Source organism: Caballeronia glathei (assembly GCF_000698595.1).
Taxonomy (GTDB): Bacteria; Pseudomonadota; Gammaproteobacteria; order Burkholderiales; family Burkholderiaceae; genus Caballeronia; species Caballeronia glathei.
Map to the genome: position 1 here is coordinate 23,798 of NZ_JFHC01000049.1, position 19,343 is coordinate 43,140.

The 19,343-nt window shown below is 62.7% G+C and carries 21 protein-coding genes, 1 pseudogene and 1 riboswitch; of the genes and pseudogenes, 13 read left to right on the forward strand and 9 right to left on the reverse strand.

Annotated elements, in window-relative coordinates:
* Positions 1-4 precede the first annotated feature (4 nt).
* The gene (locus tag BG61_RS25980; protein WP_035942414.1) at positions 5-583 is read right to left on the reverse strand and encodes a YqgE/AlgH family protein; all 579 of its coding nucleotides are present in this window, start codon (positions 581-583) and stop codon (positions 5-7) included.
* A 30-nt stretch (positions 584-613) separates the two neighbouring features.
* Here BG61_RS25980 and BG61_RS25985 point away from each other — a divergent pair, with 30 nt between their 5' ends.
* On the forward strand, positions 614-2,068 hold the full coding sequence (locus BG61_RS25985) for a cryptochrome/photolyase family protein (RefSeq protein ID WP_035942416.1): 1,455 nt from the start codon (positions 614-616) through the stop codon (positions 2,066-2,068).
* Here BG61_RS25985 and BG61_RS25990 read toward each other — a convergent pair whose 3' ends face one another.
* Both BG61_RS25990 and BG61_RS25995 read right to left on the reverse strand, forming a co-directional pair.
* Positions 2,069-3,442, reverse strand: coding sequence for a hypothetical protein (locus BG61_RS25990; protein ID WP_035942418.1), 1,374 nt, complete (start codon positions 3,440-3,442; stop codon positions 2,069-2,071).
* Positions 3,443-3,753: 311 nt separating this feature from the next.
* Positions 3,754-3,924, reverse strand: coding sequence for a rubredoxin (locus BG61_RS25995; protein WP_025527884.1), 171 nt, complete (start codon positions 3,922-3,924; stop codon positions 3,754-3,756).
* A gap of 427 nt (positions 3,925-4,351) precedes the next feature.
* Here BG61_RS25995 and BG61_RS26000 point away from each other — a divergent pair, with 427 nt between their 5' ends.
* Genes BG61_RS26000 through BG61_RS26010 form a run of 3 tightly spaced genes read left to right on the forward strand, consistent with a single transcriptional unit; the run spans position 4,352 to position 6,461 of the window.
* Entirely contained in the window at positions 4,352-5,224 is an 873-nt protein-coding gene (locus BG61_RS26000) for a hydroxymethylpyrimidine/phosphomethylpyrimidine kinase (RefSeq protein ID WP_035942421.1), read from the forward strand.
* Positions 5,225-5,242: 18 nt separating this feature from the next.
* A complete protein-coding gene (locus BG61_RS26005; protein WP_035942423.1) occupies positions 5,243-6,019 on the forward strand; it encodes a DUF72 domain-containing protein in 777 nt (258 codons plus the stop codon).
* Between the two features lie 28 nt (positions 6,020-6,047).
* Complete coding sequence (locus BG61_RS26010; RefSeq protein ID WP_035942425.1) at positions 6,048-6,461, forward strand: hypothetical protein; 414 nt, start codon at positions 6,048-6,050, stop codon at positions 6,459-6,461.
* Between the two features lie 125 nt (positions 6,462-6,586).
* Here BG61_RS26010 and groL read toward each other — a convergent pair whose 3' ends face one another.
* From groL to BG61_RS42920, 3 genes are all read right to left on the reverse strand, one after another.
* The gene (groL, locus tag BG61_RS26015; protein WP_035942427.1) at positions 6,587-8,227 is read right to left on the reverse strand and encodes a chaperonin GroEL; all 1,641 of its coding nucleotides are present in this window, start codon (positions 8,225-8,227) and stop codon (positions 6,587-6,589) included.
* 103 nt (positions 8,228-8,330) lie between these two features.
* Entirely contained in the window at positions 8,331-8,621 is a 291-nt protein-coding gene (locus BG61_RS26020; RefSeq protein WP_025527889.1) for a co-chaperone GroES, read from the reverse strand.
* Positions 8,622-9,959: 1,338 nt separating this feature from the next.
* Positions 9,960-10,133 (reverse strand): hypothetical protein, encoded by a 174-nt coding sequence (locus tag BG61_RS42920; RefSeq protein WP_161783701.1) that lies wholly within the window; start codon positions 10,131-10,133, stop codon positions 9,960-9,962.
* 174 nt (positions 10,134-10,307) lie between these two features.
* Here BG61_RS42920 and BG61_RS26030 point away from each other — a divergent pair, with 174 nt between their 5' ends.
* Positions 10,308-10,529 carry a hypothetical protein gene (locus BG61_RS26030; protein ID WP_035942430.1) on the forward strand — a complete coding sequence of 74 codons (222 nt, stop codon included), beginning with the start codon at positions 10,308-10,310 and terminating at the stop codon, positions 10,527-10,529.
* Positions 10,530-10,627: 98 nt separating this feature from the next.
* Here BG61_RS26030 and BG61_RS42925 read toward each other — a convergent pair whose 3' ends face one another.
* The gene (locus BG61_RS42925; RefSeq protein ID WP_161783702.1) at positions 10,628-10,777 is read right to left on the reverse strand and encodes a hypothetical protein; all 150 of its coding nucleotides are present in this window, start codon (positions 10,775-10,777) and stop codon (positions 10,628-10,630) included.
* 466 nt (positions 10,778-11,243) lie between these two features.
* Positions 11,244-11,477 carry a hypothetical protein gene (locus tag BG61_RS26035; protein WP_035942432.1) on the reverse strand — a complete coding sequence of 78 codons (234 nt, stop codon included), beginning with the start codon at positions 11,475-11,477 and terminating at the stop codon, positions 11,244-11,246.
* 270 nt (positions 11,478-11,747) lie between these two features.
* Here BG61_RS26035 and BG61_RS44675 point away from each other — a divergent pair, with 270 nt between their 5' ends.
* Entirely contained in the window at positions 11,748-11,873 is a 126-nt protein-coding gene (locus tag BG61_RS44675; protein WP_267908545.1) for a hypothetical protein, read from the forward strand.
* A gap of 32 nt (positions 11,874-11,905) precedes the next feature.
* Here the strand turns inward: BG61_RS44675 and BG61_RS26045 are convergent, their stop codons facing one another.
* Positions 11,906-12,892 (reverse strand): phosphatase PAP2 family protein, encoded by a 987-nt coding sequence (locus tag BG61_RS26045; RefSeq protein ID WP_051672790.1) that lies wholly within the window; start codon positions 12,890-12,892, stop codon positions 11,906-11,908.
* A gap of 153 nt (positions 12,893-13,045) precedes the next feature.
* On the opposite strand from BG61_RS26045, the pseudogene BG61_RS41375 reads away from it, so the two are divergent.
* From BG61_RS41375 to BG61_RS26080, 7 genes and pseudogenes are all read left to right on the forward strand, one after another.
* Positions 13,046-13,593: pseudogene (locus BG61_RS41375) on the forward strand (helix-turn-helix domain-containing protein); the annotation flags it as partial.
* 302 nt (positions 13,594-13,895) lie between these two features.
* Positions 13,896-14,681, forward strand: a complete 786-nt coding sequence (locus tag BG61_RS26055) for a DUF2242 domain-containing protein (RefSeq protein ID WP_035942466.1) — start codon at positions 13,896-13,898, stop codon at positions 14,679-14,681.
* A gap of 321 nt (positions 14,682-15,002) precedes the next feature.
* Positions 15,003-15,120, forward strand: a riboswitch (guanidine-I (ykkC/yxkD leader).
* A gap of 62 nt (positions 15,121-15,182) precedes the next feature.
* The gene (locus tag BG61_RS26060) at positions 15,183-16,253 is read left to right on the forward strand and encodes a putative urea ABC transporter substrate-binding protein (RefSeq protein ID WP_035942434.1); all 1,071 of its coding nucleotides are present in this window, start codon (positions 15,183-15,185) and stop codon (positions 16,251-16,253) included.
* Between the two features lie 32 nt (positions 16,254-16,285).
* Positions 16,286-17,101 (forward strand): ABC transporter permease, encoded by an 816-nt coding sequence (locus BG61_RS26065; protein ID WP_035942436.1) that lies wholly within the window; start codon positions 16,286-16,288, stop codon positions 17,099-17,101.
* Positions 17,098-17,889 (forward strand): ABC transporter ATP-binding protein, encoded by a 792-nt coding sequence (locus tag BG61_RS26070; protein ID WP_035942438.1) that lies wholly within the window; start codon positions 17,098-17,100, stop codon positions 17,887-17,889. The genes BG61_RS26065 and BG61_RS26070 overlap by 4 nt, the downstream gene beginning before the upstream one ends.
* 11 nt (positions 17,890-17,900) lie before the next feature.
* Entirely contained in the window at positions 17,901-18,605 is a 705-nt protein-coding gene (locus BG61_RS26075) for an urea amidolyase associated protein UAAP1 (protein ID WP_035942439.1), read from the forward strand.
* A 15-nt stretch (positions 18,606-18,620) separates the two neighbouring features.
* Complete coding sequence (locus BG61_RS26080; protein ID WP_035942441.1) at positions 18,621-19,262, forward strand: urea amidolyase associated protein UAAP2; 642 nt, start codon at positions 18,621-18,623, stop codon at positions 19,260-19,262.
* Positions 19,263-19,343 lie beyond the last annotated feature (81 nt).

Sequence of the window (19,343 nt, forward strand, 5' to 3'; positions counted from 1 at the left end):
CCTCTCATGCGTGGCCCGCCTCGCCGGAGAGCATCGAGCGCGACACGCCGAGCAGCGACAGCGCCGCTTCGAGGCGTTCTTCAGCGGGCACGTCGAAGATGATGCGCGGATCGGCTTCGACGGTGAGCCAGCCGTTCTTCGAGATTTCCTCTTCGAGCTGGCCGGCGCCCCAGCCGGCGTGGCCGAGCGTGAGCAGGAACCGCTCGGGGCCCTTGCCGCTCGCGACCGCTTCGAGCACGTCCTTCGACGTGGTCATCGCGAGGCCGCCCGGCACGCTCATCGACGAGGTATACGGCTCGCCCTCACCTGCTTCGTGCAGGACAAAACCGCGCTCGGTCTGCACCGGGCCGCCGAAATAGACGGGCAGGTGCACGAGCGGCTCGATCTCGAGTTTCAGGTCAATGCGATTGAAGAGCGATTGCAGGTCGATGTCGGTCGGCCGGTTGATGACAAGGCCAAGCGCACCACGCTCGCTGTGATCGCAAAGGTAGACTACAGTCCCCGAGAACGTCGGATCGGCCATGTTGGGCATGGCGATCAGGAACTGATTCGTCAAATTGATGCGATCGGAAGTCTTGGACATAATTCGGGATTTTAACAAAGGCGCTGCGAGATGGCCGACTTTGATCTGGGACTGGTGTGGTTTCGCCGTGACCTGCGCATCGCAGACCATGCTGCACTCTATCACGCGCTTACACGCTGTCGCCGGGTCCTGTGCGCCTTCGTTTTCGACCGCGAAATTCTTGCGCCGTTGCCGAAGACCGACCGTCGCGTGCCGTTCATTCACGCGAGCCTCGTCGAAGCCGACCGGGCCTTGCGTGACGCGGGTAGCGCCATTATGGTGCGCCACGGCACGCCGCTCGATGAGATCCCGGCGCTCGCACGCGAATGCGGCGCCGGTGCGGTGTTCGCCAACCGCGATTACGAGCCGTCCGCGAAAGCGCGCGACGACGCGGTGGCAAAGCGCCTAGCGAGCGCGGGCGTCGCGTTTTTCACGTTCCGCGACCAGGCGATCTTCGATCACGACGATGTCCTGACGGGCGCCGGCAAGCCGTACACCGTCTTCACGCCGTACAAGCGCAACTGGCTCGCGTCGCTCACGCCCGACGCGCTGAAACCGTACGCGTCGGAGGAACACCTTTCGGCGCTTGCGAAACCGCCATCCGGTGTCAGGCACGCGATTCCCGCCTTGTCCGAATTGGGGTTCAGCGCTGATCACGCGCCTGCGCTGCCCGCGGGCACGAGCGGCGCCCTCGCGCTGTTCGACGACTTTCGCGACCGCATGGCCGACTACCACCGCACGCGCGACTTTCCGGCTGTCAAAGGTCCGAGCTATCTGAGCGTGCACCTGCGGCACGGGACGATATCGATCCGCGCGCTCGCTCGCGCCGCGCACAACGCCCAGCGCCACGGCAACCGGGGCGCCGAAACCTGGCTCTCGGAGCTAATCTGGCGGGACTTCTATTTTTCCGTGCTGCATCATTTCCCGCACGTCGGCGTGCCCGGCGACCATCGCGCGTTCCGGCCCGAATACGACCGTATCAAGTGGGAGACAGGCGAGGCCGCCGACGCGCATTTCGCCGCGTGGTGCGCCGGGCAGACGGGCTATCCGCTCGTCGATGCCGCCATGCGGCAGATCAACCAGTCCGGTTACATGCACAACCGCCTGCGCATGGTGGTGGCGAGCTTTCTGACCAAGGACCTCGGCATCGACTGGCGCCGCGGCGAAGCCTGTTTCGAGGCGCTCCTGAACGACTTCGAGCTGTCGTCGAACAATGGCGGGTGGCAGTGGGCCGCGTCGAGCGGCTGCGACGCGCAGCCGTACTTCCGCATCTTCAATCCCGTGACGCAGTCGGAGAAATTCGATCCGAAGGGCAAGTTCATCCGCCACTACGTTCCGGAACTGGCCGCGCTGCCGGACAAGGACATCCACGCGCCGTGGCGCGCCAGACCCGACGTGCTGAAAGCGGCGAAAGTCGCGCTCGGCGCCGACTATCCGCTGCCGCTCGTCGATCACGACGCCGCGCGCCGCGCGACGCTCGCCCGCTACGACGTCGTGAAGCGCTAGCTAGCGCGCGAGCGCCGTGGGCCGCTCGATCATCGCGGTGAGCGAACGCACCGACCGGCCGCTCTCGGATGGCGCCATGCCTGCCGCCGCCTGATGCAGCATCGAGCGCAGCGTCTGCGCGGCGCGCTCGGGAATGGAGGCGTCGAGCGTGTGCGTTTCGGCCTCGTACGCAATGCGCCGCCACGCGAGGCCGAGCGTATCGGCAAGCAGCGCGACGTGGCCGAGGCCGAGCGCGCAGGACGCCGCGCCGAGGCGGTACGACGCGTCGGCGGCATGCAGCGCCGCTTCCTGGTCGACGCTGCCCGACTCGCGCGCCGCGCTTCCACGCGCGATCAGCCCGTCGATCGATACTTCCGCGCTCTGCAGGAAATCCTCATACGCCGCGGCGTTCACGCGCAATACGCCGAGATCGCGCGTCACCGCATCGCGGGACGCCGCTTCGCCCGCCTGCGCCGCGCTCTCCTCCCACGCGGCCTCGGATGCCTCGTTCGCCGCCACATGCCAGGCGACCGTGAGGCCGTAGTCACGCAGCACGTCGACGTGGCCGGAGTCGTCGGGCGTCGCGCCGAACAGCGCGAAATCGCGCCACAGGAGCGCGAGCGTCGCGCGCACGAGCGACTTCGGCGCGTACGACGACGCGTGCACCTGATCCGCCAGCACGAGATTGAAGCGGGCGTAGAGACGCCGGGCGTCGGCGGCGGGCGCGCCGTTCGCCGACCGGTGCGCGCGTTCGCGCAAGGCCCGCACCGCCGCCGACGCGAGACGCCAGAAGTCGTACGGATCGGGGCCGCTCAGGTCGGACAGGCATGCGTCCAGCCGTGACAAGGCGCCAGAGGAATCGATCGCCTCGCCCGCGGGCGCGCGCAGCAACGTGAGCAGCGCCTCCTCGTAATGGGCGCGCACGCGCACGAGCCGCTCTGGCGCGATCGGGCGCAGCGTCGCGGGAGGAATCGCGCGGCCGGCAAGCGCGAGATCGTCGAAGGAAACGGGGGCGACGCGCGTATGCGCGGCAAGCAGCGCGTGGAGCGCGCGATAGTGGTCGAAGAGAAGCGTCGAGCAGGCGAGCTCCCGCAGATTGCGACGCTCGACCGCGGCGCCGAAGACGCGCAGCGTGTCGGCGATTCGCGTGCGGCCGTCGCTCGCCTCGTCACCGAGCGGCGCGACGAGCGCGAGCGTCTCGGCAAAGCGCTGCGCCGGGAGCCACCCCGCCGCGTGCAGCGCGCCGATGGCCCGCTTGAGCGCCGAGGCCGCGTCGGCCTGACGCTGGAATGCGTGGAGCGCGTCGGTCAGCGCCATTTCGGCGAGACGAACCGAACCGCCGCGCGGATTGGGCAAGGCTTCGAACGAATCGGGCAGATCGGGTCGAGATGTCATGGAAGCGCTCACTATCCGGATTGCGGCCGGATGGCCGCGCGCGGGTTGAACTGCATCATGGCTGAGCCGGACCGATTAGGCCAGCCGAAGCGACTGCAACGAAAGCTGGCCGGCGCCCGGCCGCGACGCCCGTGAAGGCGCGGGTGCACATCTCAGTGAGTCGGATTGGGGCCCGAACGTTCCCGGCCGTCGCGCCGGCATCGCCGTGGGGCCGGAGCGAAGCGTGACAAAAAAATCGCGACGAAAATCGAGCCGACAAAAAACACGCGCCGCATGACGGTGAAATCATGCGGCGCGCATTCGGATCCGGCTCAGATCTGGACCATCTCGAAGTCTTCCTTCCGGGCCCCGCACTCGGGACAGGTCCAGTTGATCGGAACGTCTTCCCAGCGCGTGCCCGGCGCAATGCCTTCCTCGGGCAAACCCGCTTCTTCGTCGTAGATCCAGCCGCAGATCAGACACATCCAGCTTCTGTATTCCATGCTTATACCGCGTCGAATAGTCGGTTGAAATTAAGGACATGATGGTACCGTGTTGCCGCCGTGATGCCTAGCAACTGCCGCCGGCGCGCGGGGAGCGGGTTTCGCGCGGCTCGCGCGCCGATACGTCACGCAACCTACAGGCTCGTCACTCCGGACGCATTTTCTTCTGCATCCGGCGCGCCGCGACACCTCGCGACGGCCTCTGCGCCCCATGCCGCGCAACTTCCTGCGCGTTCCCCGGCTGCGCAAATTCCTCGTAAAAATGTACGAAACCGTGCGCCGACGTGGCATTAGGCCGCATAATCGAGCCGTTTGCACCGTTTTGGCCTGCTTCGGCGCTTTCAACTTTGCGCCGCTTGATTGCCGTTTTCACATCGTTTTAATCGGCGCGCCCTATGTTTTCCCACATTTCATGTCCGCTTTAGTCATGCCCAGCGACACTCCTCCGATCGTTCTCACCTTTGGCCTCTCCGACCCGACGGGCGGCTCCGGCCTGCAAGCGGACCTGCTGACGCTCGCGAGCATGGGCTGCCACGGCGTGTCCGTGCTGACGGGTTACACCGTACGCGATTCGGCCACGTGCGACGAAGTCACCGGACTCGACCCTGACACCGTCGCGACCCAGGCGCGCATGTTGCTGGAGGACATGCCGATTGCCGCGTTCAAGATCGGCGCGGCGACCCGGGCGGAAGTCGTGAGCGCGATCGCGGAAGTGGTCGCCGATTACGACGACGTCCCGCTGATCCTCGCCCCCGACTTTACGCTCGACGATGAACACGTGCTTTCCGCCGACGAACTGCGCGAATCGCTTGCCGACCTGCTCGTGCCGCAGACCACGATGCTAGTCGCCGACCACGCCACCCTTCTGCAACTCGCGCAGCCCGACGGCGACGCCGAGGCGCCGAGCCTCGACGCCGCGATCTCCCACCTTCTGGCACAGGGCTGCGAATACATTCTCGCGACCGAAACCGGTACGCATCGCCATGTGAACACGCTCTACAGCGAAGAAGGCCAGGTGCGGCAGGACATGTGGGACCGCGGTCCGAACCGCGTCATGGGCCTGACCGACACGCTCGGCGCGGCGATCGCCGCGCTGCTCGCGAACGGCCAGGAACCCGCCGAGGCGGCGCGCGAGGCGCAGGAATATCTGTTTCAGGCAACGCGTGCCGCGTTCCGTCCAGGCATGGGCGCCTATTTGCCCGACCGATTCTTCTGGGCGCGTTCGAACGATACCGACGACGATGCGCCGCCCGCAGTCGCGGACGTGCCGCCGGAAACGCCCGGCGAAGCGCGTCACTGAGCCGGGGCGCGAAGACGCATGCCGTATCGACTGCCCCATCTCCACAAGGCCGGCCCGCACGGTGCGATCCGGGTTGGCTGCGCGGGCTGGGGGCTGTCGAGCGCGGTGGCGAGCCACTTTCCGGAAGAAGGCTCGCATCTCGAACGCTATGCGCAGGTGCTCACCTGCGTCGAAGTCAATTCCAGCTTCTACAAGCCGCATCGCGCGCAAACCTACGCGAACTGGGCGCAAAGCGTGCCGGCGTCGTTCCGCTTTTCGGTCAAGCTGCCGAAAGCGATCACGCATGACGCGCGGCTCGTCGGCTGCGAGGCGCTGATCGACGACTTCTTTGGCAAGGCGGGCGAACTCGGCGACAAGCTTGGCTGCTGGCTCGTGCAACTGCCGCCGAGCCTGCCGTTCGAGACAGACGTGGCAGAAGCGTTCTTCGAGGCGTTGCGCGCGCGCACGAAACTGCCGGTGGCTTGCGAGGCGCGGCATCCAGGCTGGTTCACGACGCAGGCGGCGTCGCTCCTCAAGGCAAATCATGTCGCCTACGTCGACGCCGACCCGATTCCCGACGACTGCGAGATCACGCATCGCGCGGATGCCTCGCTGATCTATGTGCGGCTGCACGGCTCGCCGGATCTGTACAAATCGTCGTACGATTACACCTATCTCGACGATCTCGCGCACACGCTGCACCAGCGCTCGCGCAAGACGCCGGAAGTCTGGTGCATCTTCGACAACACCGCTGAAGGCGCCGCCCAGCCGAATGCGCTGCATCTGATGGAGCGATTGCGGCTGCATCACCGATAACGCCGATCCGTCACAAGGAGAAAAATCGATGCGCAGGTGGATAGCAGGTTTGAGTGTCGCCGCGATGCTGTGCGCCGCGGCATCCGCGATGGCTCAAACGGACCCGGCGGCACCCCCGCCCGGGGCGACGCCCGCCGGCGACGGCACGTTTCTCCTCACGATCTTCCTGAAGCACGATCAGTCGAAGACGCTGCCCAAGATCAATGAACAGTTGAAGGAACAGGGGTTCTTCAAGGCGTTTCCGCCGCCCGGCGTGCAGGTGGTCTCGTGGTACGTGATGATGGGAATCGGCCAGGTGGTCACGCTGCGCGTGCCGGCCGAGCGGTTGCGCGAGGTGAACCGCGCGATCGAGAACACCGCGTGGGGCGGCTATCACACGGAGTTTTATCCGACCTACGACTACAAGGCGGTCGCCGAGCAAATGCGCTCGCAGGCGAAATAGGTCCGCAAACAAACCGGACGCGCATGAAAAAAACCCGCAGTTCAAATGAACTGCGGGTTTTTTTCGGCTGGCACGGGTTTCTCGCGAAACCCGTGCGGTCCATGCAATGCCGGCGCGAGCCGAAATTACATGTCCATGCCCATGCCGCCCATGCCGCCGGGCATACCGCCGCCCATCGGAGCATCTTCCTTCGGCAGTTCGGCCACAGCCGCATCCGTCGTCAGCAGCAAGCCTGCCACCGATGCCGCGTTTTGCAGCGCCGTGCGCGTCACCTTCGTCGGGTCGACGACACCGGCTTCCACCAGGTCACCGTACTCGCCGGTTGCCGCGTTGTAGCCGTAGTTGCCCGTACCGGCTGCAACTGCCGCCACCACGACGCTGGCTTCTTCGCCGCCGTTCGTGACGATCTGGCGCAGCGGCTCTTCCATCGCGCGCAGCACGATCTTGATGCCTGCGTCCTGATCGGGGTTCGCACCCTTCAGGCCGTCGATCGCACGGCGAGCGCGGATCAGCGCAACGCCGCCGCCTGCCACGATGCCTTCTTCCACAGCTGCGCGCGTTGCGTGCAGTGCGTCTTCGACACGTGCCTTCTTTTCCTTCATTTCGACTTCGGTCGCAGCGCCAACCTTGATCACTGCCACGCCGCCGGCCAGCTTCGCCACGCGTTCCTGCAGCTTTTCACGGTCGTAGTCCGAGGTCGCTTCTTCGATTTGCGTGCGAACCTGCTTCACGCGCGCTTCGATGTTGCCGGCTTCGCCTGCGCCGTCGATGATCGTCGTGTTTTCCTTGCCCACTTCGATGCGCTTCGCCTGGCCCAGCTCAGCCAGCGTCGCCTTTTCCAGCGTGAGGCCGGTTTCTTCGGCGATCACCTGGCCACCCGTCAGGATCGCAATGTCTTCGAGCATCGCCTTGCGACGGTCGCCGAAGCCCGGAGCCTTCACGGCAACCGTCTTCAGGATGCCGCGGATGTTGTTCACAACCAGCGTAGCCAGCGCTTCGCCTTCGACGTCTTCGGCGATGATCAGCAGCGGACGACCTGCCTTTGCCACTTGTTCCAGCACCGGCAGCAGATCGCGGATGTTCGAGATCTTCTTGTCGTGCAGCAGCACGAACGGGTTTTCGAGCAGCGCGACTTGCTTGTCCGGATTGTTGATGAAGTACGGCGACAGGTAGCCGCGGTCGAACTGCATGCCTTCCACGACGTCCAGCTCGTCTTCCAGCGACTTGCCGTCTTCAACCGTGATCACGCCTTCCTTGCCGACCTTGTCCATGGCTTCGGCGATGCGGTCGCCGATCGACGAATCGCTGTTCGCCGAAATCGCGCCGACTTGGGCGATTTCCTTGTTCGTCGTGCACGGCTTGCTGATCTTGCGCAGTTCTTCGATGGCGGCCGTGACAGCCTTGTCGATGCCGCGCTTCAGGTCCATCGGGTTCATGCCCGACGCGACGTACTTCATGCCTTCGCGAACGATCGACTGGGCCAGAACCGTAGCCGTCGTCGTGCCGTCGCCGGCGTTGTCGCTGGTCTTGGAAGCCACTTCCTTGACCATTTGCGCGCCCATGTTCTGGAGCTTGTCTTTCAGTTCGATTTCCTTCGCGACCGAAACACCGTCCTTCGTGACCGTCGGGCCGCCGAAGCTGCGCTCGAGCACGACATTGCGGCCCTTCGGACCCAGCGTGACCTTGACTGCGTTAGCCAGGATGTTCACGCCTTCGACCATCTTCGCGCGTGCGGAATCGCCAAATACGACTTCTTTAGCTGCCATATCCAAACTCCTTGATTCGTTTCAGTTTTTTCGGGCCGGGAGCGCCGAAGCGAGAGCGTGTCGATCGCCTCGTTGCGCGCGGCCGAACGGACTAATAGCGTTGTTACTTGACCAGAACGGCCATGATGTCTTCTTCGCGCATCACGAGCAGTTCCTGCCCGTCGACCTTGACGGTCTGGCCAGCGTACTTACCGAACAGCACGCGGTCGCCCACTTTGACGTCGAGGGCGTTCTGCGTACCCTTGTCATCGCGCTTGCCCGGGCCGACGGCCAGGATTTCGCCCTGATCCGGCTTTTCGGCTGCGGCGTCGGGGATGATGAGGCCCGAGGCAGTCTTGGTTTCCTGATCCAGACGTTTGACGATGACGCGATCGTGCAAAGGACGAAGGTTCATACACACTCCTCTCTTGAATGAGACTGTAGAAACACGGGGCAAACCCGTCCGCTCCGGCGTTGCCGGGGCAGACGGCAAACTTGTTAGCACTCTCGTGCAGTGAGTGCCAATTATATGGACCGGATCTCACAATTTCAAGAAGGGATTGGGTTTGGGCGCGACATCGATTGGCGGGCTTCACTTAAATCTGAACCTTTGCTTCGCTTGCGCTCGAACTCCCGACCTGCGTCCGGTCGCAAACGAGGCCGGAAAGTTACTTTTAAAACAGCGACTTATGGCCAGAACGACTATTTCGCAGCATCGCTCGTCGTACGCACGCCCGCTCGAGTGCGGACATTGGGGCGGGGAACTTGGAGGGGACGTCGTATGCGCGCTGTGAGCACTGGGAGTGCAAGCGGTTGCGCGAGCTGAGTTCGGTGCGCTCTGGATCCGCGCAACCGGCGCCGATGACGAGGCGTCGAGCGCAGGAAAGATGGGGTCGCACGGAACACCGTCTAGAGACTGAAATAGGCCTTGGATTCCGGTAGACTCTCGCGCGTGTAATGATCTGGAACAATATATGAAAACGCGCGTACTTCTTGCCCTCCTTTTGACGGCTGGTGTCGCCTTTGCGGGCTGTACTACCGCATATAAAAATGGCCAAGTCTGCAAGGAGAGGATGGTCGCCACGTATCCGGCCGACGCGCCCGCGCTGACATATTCGATTCCAAAGTCGGCTTACCGCGGGACGCGAGTGGTGGTGCAGGCGACCTATAAGCGGAAGTTGGACACCCCGTACGGCTCAGCGCTTTTCAAAGTTTATAGCGTAGACGACCCGGCCGCCGTTCAATGCACGTTCGTCGCAGATCAAATTGAATCATTCGCTTGGCTAGCCCCGAAGAAAATGGCCGACCGTTACCCACTTCCGCGCCCTTCACTGCCCGAATGAGGGAACGCTCATTCGGACGAACACCTTTGACAGGCAGAATCTTGAACACTCCGCCCTGATAAAAAACATCAGCCTATTAAAGGGAATCACAATGGCAAATCCGATTATTTTTCTCCCTCATATTCATGAAGAGAAAAAACTCGCCGTCGCAAAATGCCATAGGGAACGAGTTTGGCGGGTTGGTTAAAGGAATCGTCTCATCGGCTGGAACCTGCATTTCAGCGGGTGCGAATTTCCTCGAGGCGGCCGAATACGCGCTGGTCGATTGTGTCGGAGCACTTTATTTGATTAGCCCTGTGTCTGTAAGACACCCTCGGATCAACTTCGAGCTTGGAGCGATGTGGTCACGTGGTGCCGGTTCCCGCACCCGACGTGCGCGGATAACGCCATCGCACGCCGTCGCGCTCGCGTCAAATGTTGCGAGCCCGATAAGCTAGACTGTGGTCGTCGATGCAAGGCTGAGTCGAACAACCGGCGACGATATGGTTTGGCGTACGCCGGTTGGCCAGCGTGTCGGTATCGGCGATCAGCGAAGACTCGACGCCGTCGATGTAGAGCGGCACGTCCTGCACGTAACTTGGCATGGGGCGTCCCAAATAAGAAATCCGCCCGGATTCGGCCTACGTTTGTTCTCCGGGGAAACGCCTTTCATATCCTGTGAGACCGCGAAGCTCGACTACGACGGATTGGAGGATCGTCGCATCGGCTGAGAATTTCGCTCGTGCTAGGATCCCTTTACGGTCACCTCGGAGATTGCCATGCCTACCGAATCCTTCAGCTACAACGGCAAGAAAATCGAAATCGAAATGACTGACGATGGCCAAGGCAACTGGCAATGGGCGTACAAGATCAACGGCGAGCATTACACCGACAGCCAAGATCGCCCATACCGGTCATATGAGACAACTCTGAAGCAAGCGAAGCTTGCGGCCGAGCGACATGTAGAGGCCATCGGAGGCATAGCACTCGATGAAGGCTGAATGTAGTCAGTCAACGTGCGCGCCGCCGTTCGTGTGATTCGGAAATGACTTACTTCAGGTCGTAGCGTCGCCGCTGATGCTGGCGTCACCGGTCATGGTCAAGCTGCCTTGGTCATTGTTGCTCTCCGTCGCCGAACGGAGCCGATCACCTTGAATTCTCCTGTGATCGTGATGCCGTCCGCGCCAAACGCGATCGCCTGCCCTTTGTCGTCATGCACCGCGACGTCGCCCTCTTCAAGGCTCGACAACACCGGTAACCGCGATGCGCGACCACGACCGTGATGCCGTGTGAGCGGTCGGGATCAAGAAACCCGGTCACGGCTTCCGCACCGGCTTCAACTGCAACGACCGCATCTTCGAGGACGCGTTCGCCAGCACCACGGTGCCCCCGTCAGCACGCGTCCCGGCCGATTGGTGCCTCGCACTCATCGCCCTGGCGGACGTGCCCCGGGTTGTCCGTCTGTCCCGGCTACTAGTGAGTGACGCTCAACAAGAGGTATCGCGCGCCTACCGCTCGATGCCGACGGCGATCTCGACCGACTTCCAGCCGCCCTGCGCCTGGCTGAACAGGTGATTGATCGGCGCTGCATTTGTCGCGGCCTGCGCGCGGCTCGGGCTAATCGGCGCTGTGGTCGTGCCAGGGACGCAGCATCGGCGTTTGCGCGTTGGCCGAAGGTTCGGCTCAGCGCGGTGAGCGCAGCCACCGAATCCCAATTACGCGACGATGCCCTTCCGCCGCCGAAGACCGTCGAGTTGCTCGATAATCGACTCGCCGCGTGTGAACATGCCGAAAATCGTATTGGCCATTGCGACAACGTCCGGAATCAGCGTCGTCGCTCGAGCCACCAGGAAATCGAGTGGGTTGGCGAGCATCGATTTCACACTTGATGACGCGGAATCGGTCAAATCGAGACCATTGTTAAATGCCGACACCGCATCGTTGAACACCGACGAGGACTTCCAATTCGTTTCCGGAGCGCGGTATTTTCCCAGATTTCTTCTGACGTTCTCTATTCATTACGATTAAATGTCGCGGCGGCGCCGATTGACGTAACGGTGGTCGTCGCGAGTCATGCGTCCCGCCAGGTCGCCGCCATGGCTTGGATCAGTCGCCGGCCGATGAACATAGGGGATAGGCGTTTCTTTGCTGCCCGATATGTCGCGTGATGCTCAAACGCGTACACTCAGGCCGGTTTCAAGGTGAAATGGCAGAGGCTCATGAGGGAAGCGATCGAGAAAACTGTGAACTCGCACCTTTTCACGTTCCACGGCCTGCGCGCCTACCCGGTGACCACCGCGCGTGCCTACGATCGGCGCCGAATCGTGAAGCGAAAAGCGCTCTGAATATCGGACCCGAAGGAAACGTCGGTCCATTTCTAATGGAGACGTTCGGAAGAGGCTTCTCCAATTACTCCAGCAGAAGCATTGGCGGAGCACGTCCGAACGTTGGCCCCCCGCCGACTGAAAGCATTCAAAGTCAAGATAGTCAGGGCAGACAGGAGTAGTCCTGTAATGACGTCGACCAGATAGTGGCCGCCCTGCGTCGGGTTTGACAAAATCATGACGGCATTGAGCGGGAGGGCGACAAGAAACAGCAAACGAAGCTGCCGAAACGAATATGGAAACAGGACTGCCAACGCGGTGTGGAAGGATGGCATCGACACAAGACCCTGCGCGTTTGCTATGTCAAATACTCGTAATGATCCATCGCGGAGCAGCGCAAAGTCCGATACGGTTGCGATCGCACTGCGATCTTCGACGCCGAAATGTATGAACGCGCTTGCCGCAAGAAAAGGTGTCGAAATCAACAGGAGATAGGTGCTCGCAAGCACTAGGAGAAAGAAGAAGTCAGAGGTTGCTTCGCACCTTCCGAACAAGCCGAGAAGGACCGGTAGCGCAAGCAACTGCCAGTGACCGCTGGCGTACGCCACTTGAAGGATTTTTTGAACATGCGGATGCCGTTGCACCCATTCATAGGCAGCCAGCCAGTCGTATCCCAACGAACGATCGAATGCGACCAGCCCGCTATCGATAAGCGGCGCGTTGATCGAGACGCAGAGGTACGACGTGACGCAAGTGGACGATACAAAGCATAAAAGTAAGGCGCACCAGGCGGCGATATCCACCACCTTGGCGTAACGCAACCTAGTTGTCACCACCTGATAGCGACGAACGCCCGACAGCGCTCGCAATATCACGGCAAGACAAATCAGTGTGCCCGCACCCTTGCACGCGGCGAAGATACCGGCCCACATCACCGAGTGACCGCTCAGGTACAGCCAGGACGCGTCGAATAATGAGATCAATGCGACGATAATCCACCCCAATGTACCGTCGCCACATCGACAGCTCTGATCCTGCATGGCCGAGACCAAGATTATCGTTTTGAATCATGCGGAGGCCGCTTCGGCAATTCCGACAATCAACCGCCTTCGTACGACACGCCTGATTACACAGGCTCGCCGCTCGAAGCAGGCACATGTCTCTTAACGGCACACGATCTTAAAACTTTAGGCCACGTTGACGACGTCGCAGGCCGAAGCTGCCCGCCTCTGAAGGCCTGCTTTTCATATCCGGCACCCGCCCATGCGAGCATCTGTTCCGCGTACATCAGCTGCCCGTGTTTCTTTGAGCAGGAGCAATGCGAACTCATCTCCGACAGCATCATCCTCGACCAGAAGCCACAGCTTCCTACGAGCTCATGACCGCGTTGCCTCAGGAAACATGCGACCGTCTGATCGGGCAGGCGAAGCTGTCGGCCGGCGCATCCGGCGATGTGTACCAGGGTCTCATGAGTACCCTCGGTGCATTTCCGGGCATGGATGCCGGTGCGGCCGCGATGCATCTGACTACCCGTGCATTGCGACCGGCGGCTCGAAGCGGAGGGAACATGGTTTCTGGCCATTCTCGATGACGTGCGCCGGTCACTGGCGCTCGAATATCTGAAGACGATTAAGTTGAGCACCGACGATGTAGCTGCGCTCCTTGGCTTCAGCGACACCCCAACTTTCGCCGCGCGCTGAAACGCTGGACGGGAAAGGGTGCGGCGGAACTGCGCCGATGATTTGCCGGTCACCCATCCGGCAGCTGCGCTTGCTGAGGGCTGTGTTTACAGTAAAAGCATCGCACGCTGAATCACCCGCCCAGCCTCTTCGCACATTTGTGCGCCGAGAAAAACGACTGAAAGTCGTCAGACCTCGTATCGCCCCCGACGCCGATCCGCACGCAAGACCCGAAACGCTAGCCGAAGTATGTCCCGCCATGTTTCTCGAAGACCATCCGACAATGATGGGCCGTCGCTTTTACGTCGCACTCCCCAACCGCACTACAATCTACCCCGCCGATGTCACTCGCGTTCCCCATTTCATGCACACCCGGTTCCTTTTTCTCTGCCTGCCCCTCGTCACACTCGCCGCCTGCGGCGGCAAGGCCACGACCACGCCCAGCTACCAGCAGGAAATGTTCAGCACCGGCCCGAGCCCGTTCGCGCACAACTTCGACGCCCCGACGAAGGAAACCTGCGAAGCCGCGCGCCGCGCGCTGCTCTCGCAGGGCTTCATGACGACGATGGTCCAGCCCGATACCGTCGACGCCAACAAGAATTTCCAGCCGTCGGCGGAAACGCACGTCGTCGTGTCGTTCCATGTGGTCTGCACGCCGGGCGAGAACACGACCAACACGAGCATCGCCTACGTGAATGCGGTGCAGGACGGCTACGCGCTCAAAAAGAGCGACACATCGGCGAGCGTGGGCTTGAGCGTGCTCGGCTCGCTGTCGCTGCCGATCCGCTCGAACAGCGACGCGATGGTGAAGATTTCCAGCGAGACCGTTCCGGCGGGCAAGTTCTATGACCGCTTTTTCACGCTGATGAGCCACTATCTGCGCACCGTGCCGCGCAGCTCGCCCATCCCCGCCGACGACATCAAAAGCCAGGCGCTCGCGCCCTCGCTGATCCTGAACTCGCCCGACCTCACGCCGACGCCAATCGTCGTGCAGGCGCCCGCCGCCGCCGCGACGGCGATCAGGCCGCCCGTTGCTGCCTTGCCGGACGCGCCGCCCGTCCCGCCCGTTCCGCCTGCCCTGTCCGCCCCTGCTTCGACGGACGCGAACGCTGCTTCGGCACCTGCGCCGGCGTCGTCGCCGGTTCACTGAGCGCCGCCTGACTTCTTCCGGAGGCTTTCCCTGCATCGATTGCACGTGATGAGCGGTCGATGCACGACCCTCCCCACGCGCGACCGCGCAGGAAGCCGTGCGCATCGGCGACTTCCTGCCCGCTCATGCACCCGCTCACGCACCCGATCCATGCACCCGATTCGTGCGCCGATGCGCCGCCTCCGGCGCGCAGGGCATCATCTTCGTGCATCCGGCCCCGGCCACACGCCCGAAAGACGCGGCGCCCGGGCATGGCACGCTTATCGCTTATAGCTATGTGCAAGGAGCCGGCGCACGACCCGGTTTAGCACACACAATCTGCAAATGGACGACTAGGGTTCCGGTCCGCCGCAAGCAAGCCTTGCGCGGATGCTGGTCCGAGAGTTGTCGACCTCAGAGGCGCATCGAGGTTACACGGCGGGATAAAAGCCCGGGAGAGAACGCGATCGATGAGTCGCGCTGCTCCTGCCGCCGATAAACCGCCCCTTCGAGGTCACCTTCATGCGCAAACTCTCCCGCCTGCTCGGCATCGCTGCCATTTCACTCGCCACGTTCGCCTCGGCGCCCTCGTTCGCCGCGGGCCGCCAGGACTTCAAGGTCTGCTGGACGATCTACGCGGGCTGGATGCCGTGGGGCGAAGCGAAGACGCAGGGCATCGTGTCGAAGTGGGCGAAGAAGTACGGCATCAACGTGGATGTCGTGCAGCTGAACGACTACATCGAGTCGATCAATCAGTACACCGCCGGCAAGTTCGACGGCTGCGCGATGACCAACATGGACGCGCTGACTATTCCCGCGGCGGGCGGCGTCGATTCGACCGCGCTCATCGTGAGCGACTACTCCAACGGCAACGACGGCGTGCTCATCAAGGGCAAAGGCAAGAAGGTCACCGACCTGAAGGGCCAGCAGATCAACCTCGTGCAGTTCTCCGTGTCGCATTACCTGCTCGCCCGCGCACTCGAATCGGCGGGCCTGAGCGAGCGCGACCTGAAGGTGGTAAACACATCGGACGCCGACATTGCCGCCGCTTTCGCCACGCCCGCCGTCAAGCAGGCCGTCACCTGGAACCCGATGCTCGCGGACCTGAAGGCGCAGCCGAACGTCACCGAAGTCTTCGATTCCAGCAAGATCCCCGGCGAGATCATGGACATGATGGTCGTCAACACGAAGACGCTGCAGGAGAATCCGGCGCTCGGCAAGGCGCTCACGGGCGCGTGGTTCGAGATGGTTGCGCTGATGAACGCGTCGGGCGCGAACAGCACCGCCGCGATGACCGCGATGGCGAAGGCGTCGGGCACCGATCTCGCAGGCTTCAAGGGCCAGCTCTCCACCACCGCTCTCTTCTATACGCCGAAAGCCGCGCTCGACTTCGCGACTAACCCGAACCTGCCGCGCACGATGACGCGCGTCGCGAAGTTTTCCTTCGACCACGGCCTGCTCGGACAAGGTGCGCCGAGCGCCGACGCGGTCGGCATGGCGTTCGACAACGGCGTCGTGGTCGGCAGCAAGAGCAACGTGAAGCTGCGCTTCGACCCGACCTACGTGCGCATGGCGGCCGAAGGCAAGCTCTGAGTTTTTGAACGCCAACCCAGCGAGACCGCACGATGCGACTCATCAACCGACACCCCAGCAAAAGCGGCGCGCTGATGCTGCTCCTGATGCCGTTCATCGTGCTCGTTGCGGTGTATTTCACCAGTTCGTCGCTGCGCCTGAAGGACAATCCCGACGACAAGGTGCTGCCGAGCGCCGCGCAAATGAGCGACGCGATCCACCGGTTCGCGTTCACCGAGGACAAGCGCACCGGCGAGTATCTGCTGTGGGCCGACACCGCGGCGAGCCTGAAGCGCCTCGGCATCGGGCTCGCGGTGAGCGCGGTGATTGCGCTCGTCGCGGGCATCGTGACGGGCAGCATCCCGCTCGTCACCGCAACGTTCTCGCCGTTCATCACCGTCGTCTCGATGATCCCGCCGCTCGCGGTGCTGCCGATTCTCTTCATCGTGTTCGGGCTCGATGAACTGTCGAAGGTCGTGCTGATCGTGATCGGCATCACGCCGATGATGATCCGCGACCTGCAACAGCGCGCCCGCGAAATCCCGAACGAACTGTGGGTGAAGGCGCAAACGCTCGGCGCGACCAGCTGGACGCTGATGCTGCGCGTGATCGTGCCGCAACTGATGCCGCGACTGCTCGTCGCGCTTCGGCTCGCGCTGTGTTCGGCGTGGCTCTTTCTCATCGCCGCGGAGGCGATCGCGTCGGTCGATGGCCTCGGCTACCGCATCTTTCTCGTGCGCCGCTATCTCGCGATGGACGTGATCCTGCCTTATGTCGCGTGGATCACGCTGCTTGCGTGGCTCATCGACGAAAGTCTGCGACGCGTGACGCAGTGGGCATTTCCCTGGTACGGCGGAGGCGCACAATGATCGAAGTCCGCAACGTGTGGAAGGAATACGGCGACCAGGTCGTGCTCGAGCGGCTCACGCTGAAGGTGGAGGAAGGCGAATTCTGCTCGATGGTCGGGGCGTCCGGCTGCGGCAAGTCCACGTTTCTGCGCCTTCTGCTCGGGCAGGAACGCGCGACGCGCGGCGAAATCCTGCTCGACGGCGAGCCGTTGCCGGGCGAACCGGACGCGCATCGCGGCGTGGTGTTCCAGCGCTATTCGGTGTTCGGGCACTTGAGCGTGATGCGCAACGTGCTGCTCGGGCTCGAGTTGCCGCAGGCGAAATTCACCGGACGACTGTTCGGCACGCGCCGCCGCGTGGCGCAAGACGAAGCCGTTTCGATGCTGGAGCGCGTGGGACTCGGCGCCGCGCTCGACAAGTACCCGCACCAGCTTTCGGGCGGCATGCAGCAGCGGCTCGCGATCGCGCAGGCGCTCGTGATGAAGCCGCGCGTGCTGCTGCTCGACGAGCCGTTCGGCGCGCTCGACCCGGGCATCAGGAAGGACATGCACGAACTGCTGCTCAAACTGTGGCGCGAGACCGGTCTGACGATTTTCATGGTCACGCACGATCTGAAGGAAGGCTTCACGCTTGGCAGCCGCGTGCTCGTCTTCGACAAGGTGCGCGTCGATCCGCACGCGCCCGGCGCATACGGCGCGCGCATCACCTACAACATTCCGCTCGATCACAGCCGCGACGCGGCGTCGTCGATACACGTGGCGCGTGCCGCGGTCGAGGGCGCGACGCGTGTGGACGAGATTCCTGCTTGAAAAGGTCAAATATGGACTTGCTACTCGAAGAAACCGTACCCGGCGGCGGCCATGCGTCGCTGATCGTGAAGCGCGGGCAAACGCTTCGTGTCACCGATCTGCGCGGCGGCGCGAACGTGAGCCTGATGCTCTTCAACGCCGCGGAGAAGAGCGAACGCCTGAACCTGCCCGACACGCTGAAATGCCAGCACACCGCAAAGCTCACCGTGGGCCACTGCCTCTATTCGGACATGGGGCGCGTGCTCGCCGCGATCGTCGCGGATACGTGCGGCTGGCATGACAGCATCGGCGGGGTGTCGAATGCGAATGAGGTGAATGAGAAGTACGGCGCGGGCCGCTATCAGGAATTGCGCAACGGGTTCTATCGCAACGGCGCGGACAACATGCTTGTCGAGATGGGCAAGTGGAACCTCGGCCTGTCCGACCTGCTGATGACGCTCAATCTGTTCAGCCGCATCGATGTCACCGATGCTGGCGCGCTCAGTTTCGTCGCGGGCAATTCGAAAGCGGGCGACTACGTCGAGTTTTATGCGCCGATGAACACGCTCGTCGTGCTCACCGCGATCCAGCATCCGCTCGACCCGAGTCCCGAATACGCGCCGAAGCCCGTCAAGCTCACGCTCGCCTCGACCGACAGCCAGATCGCCGAAATCTGCCGCACGTCGTGCGAGGAGAACGTGCGTGGCTTCATTAACACCGATCGCTTTTTTCTCTGAGCGGAGAACATGCACATGACGACATTCCTCACCGCGAGCGACAGGAAGCCCGAAGACGCCGTCTATCGCGAGACGCTCGCCGCGGGCGAACCGTGGCTTAAGGAACTGAAGGCGGGGCAGACGCTGCGCATTCGGGATATCGAAGGCAATCAGGCCGTCGATACACTCTTCTACGGTCTCGAGAATCCGCGCGAGCGCTTCGATCCGCAGCGCACGTTGCGGCGGCAGACGAATCTCTATCTGACGACGGGCACGGTGCTGTATTCGAACTTGGGCAATCCGATGCTGACGATCGTCGCGGATACGTGCGGGCGGCATGACACGCTTGGCGGCGCCTGCGCGCAGGAGAGCAATGCCGTGCGGTATGCGCTGGAGAAGCGCTATATGCACAGCTGCCGCGACAATTTTCTGCGTGCGTGCGCGCACGACGGGCGTTTGTCGAAACGCGACCTGAGCCCGAACGTGAATTTCTTCATGAACGTGCCGGTGACGGCCGAAGGCGGACTGACGTTCGAGGACGGTATCTCGGCACCGGGGAAGTATGTCGAGCTGCGCGCGGAGATGGACGTGATCGTGCTCATTTCGAACTGTCCGCAGTTGAACAATCCTTGTAATGCGTATAACCCTACGCCCGCCGAGTTGCTGATATGGAACTGATACACGGGGAATGTCGCTGGCGCTTGGTTTTGGCGGTTTGTAGAACCGTCTGATGCGCCTGCGCTCCCGTGAAAGTTGCTT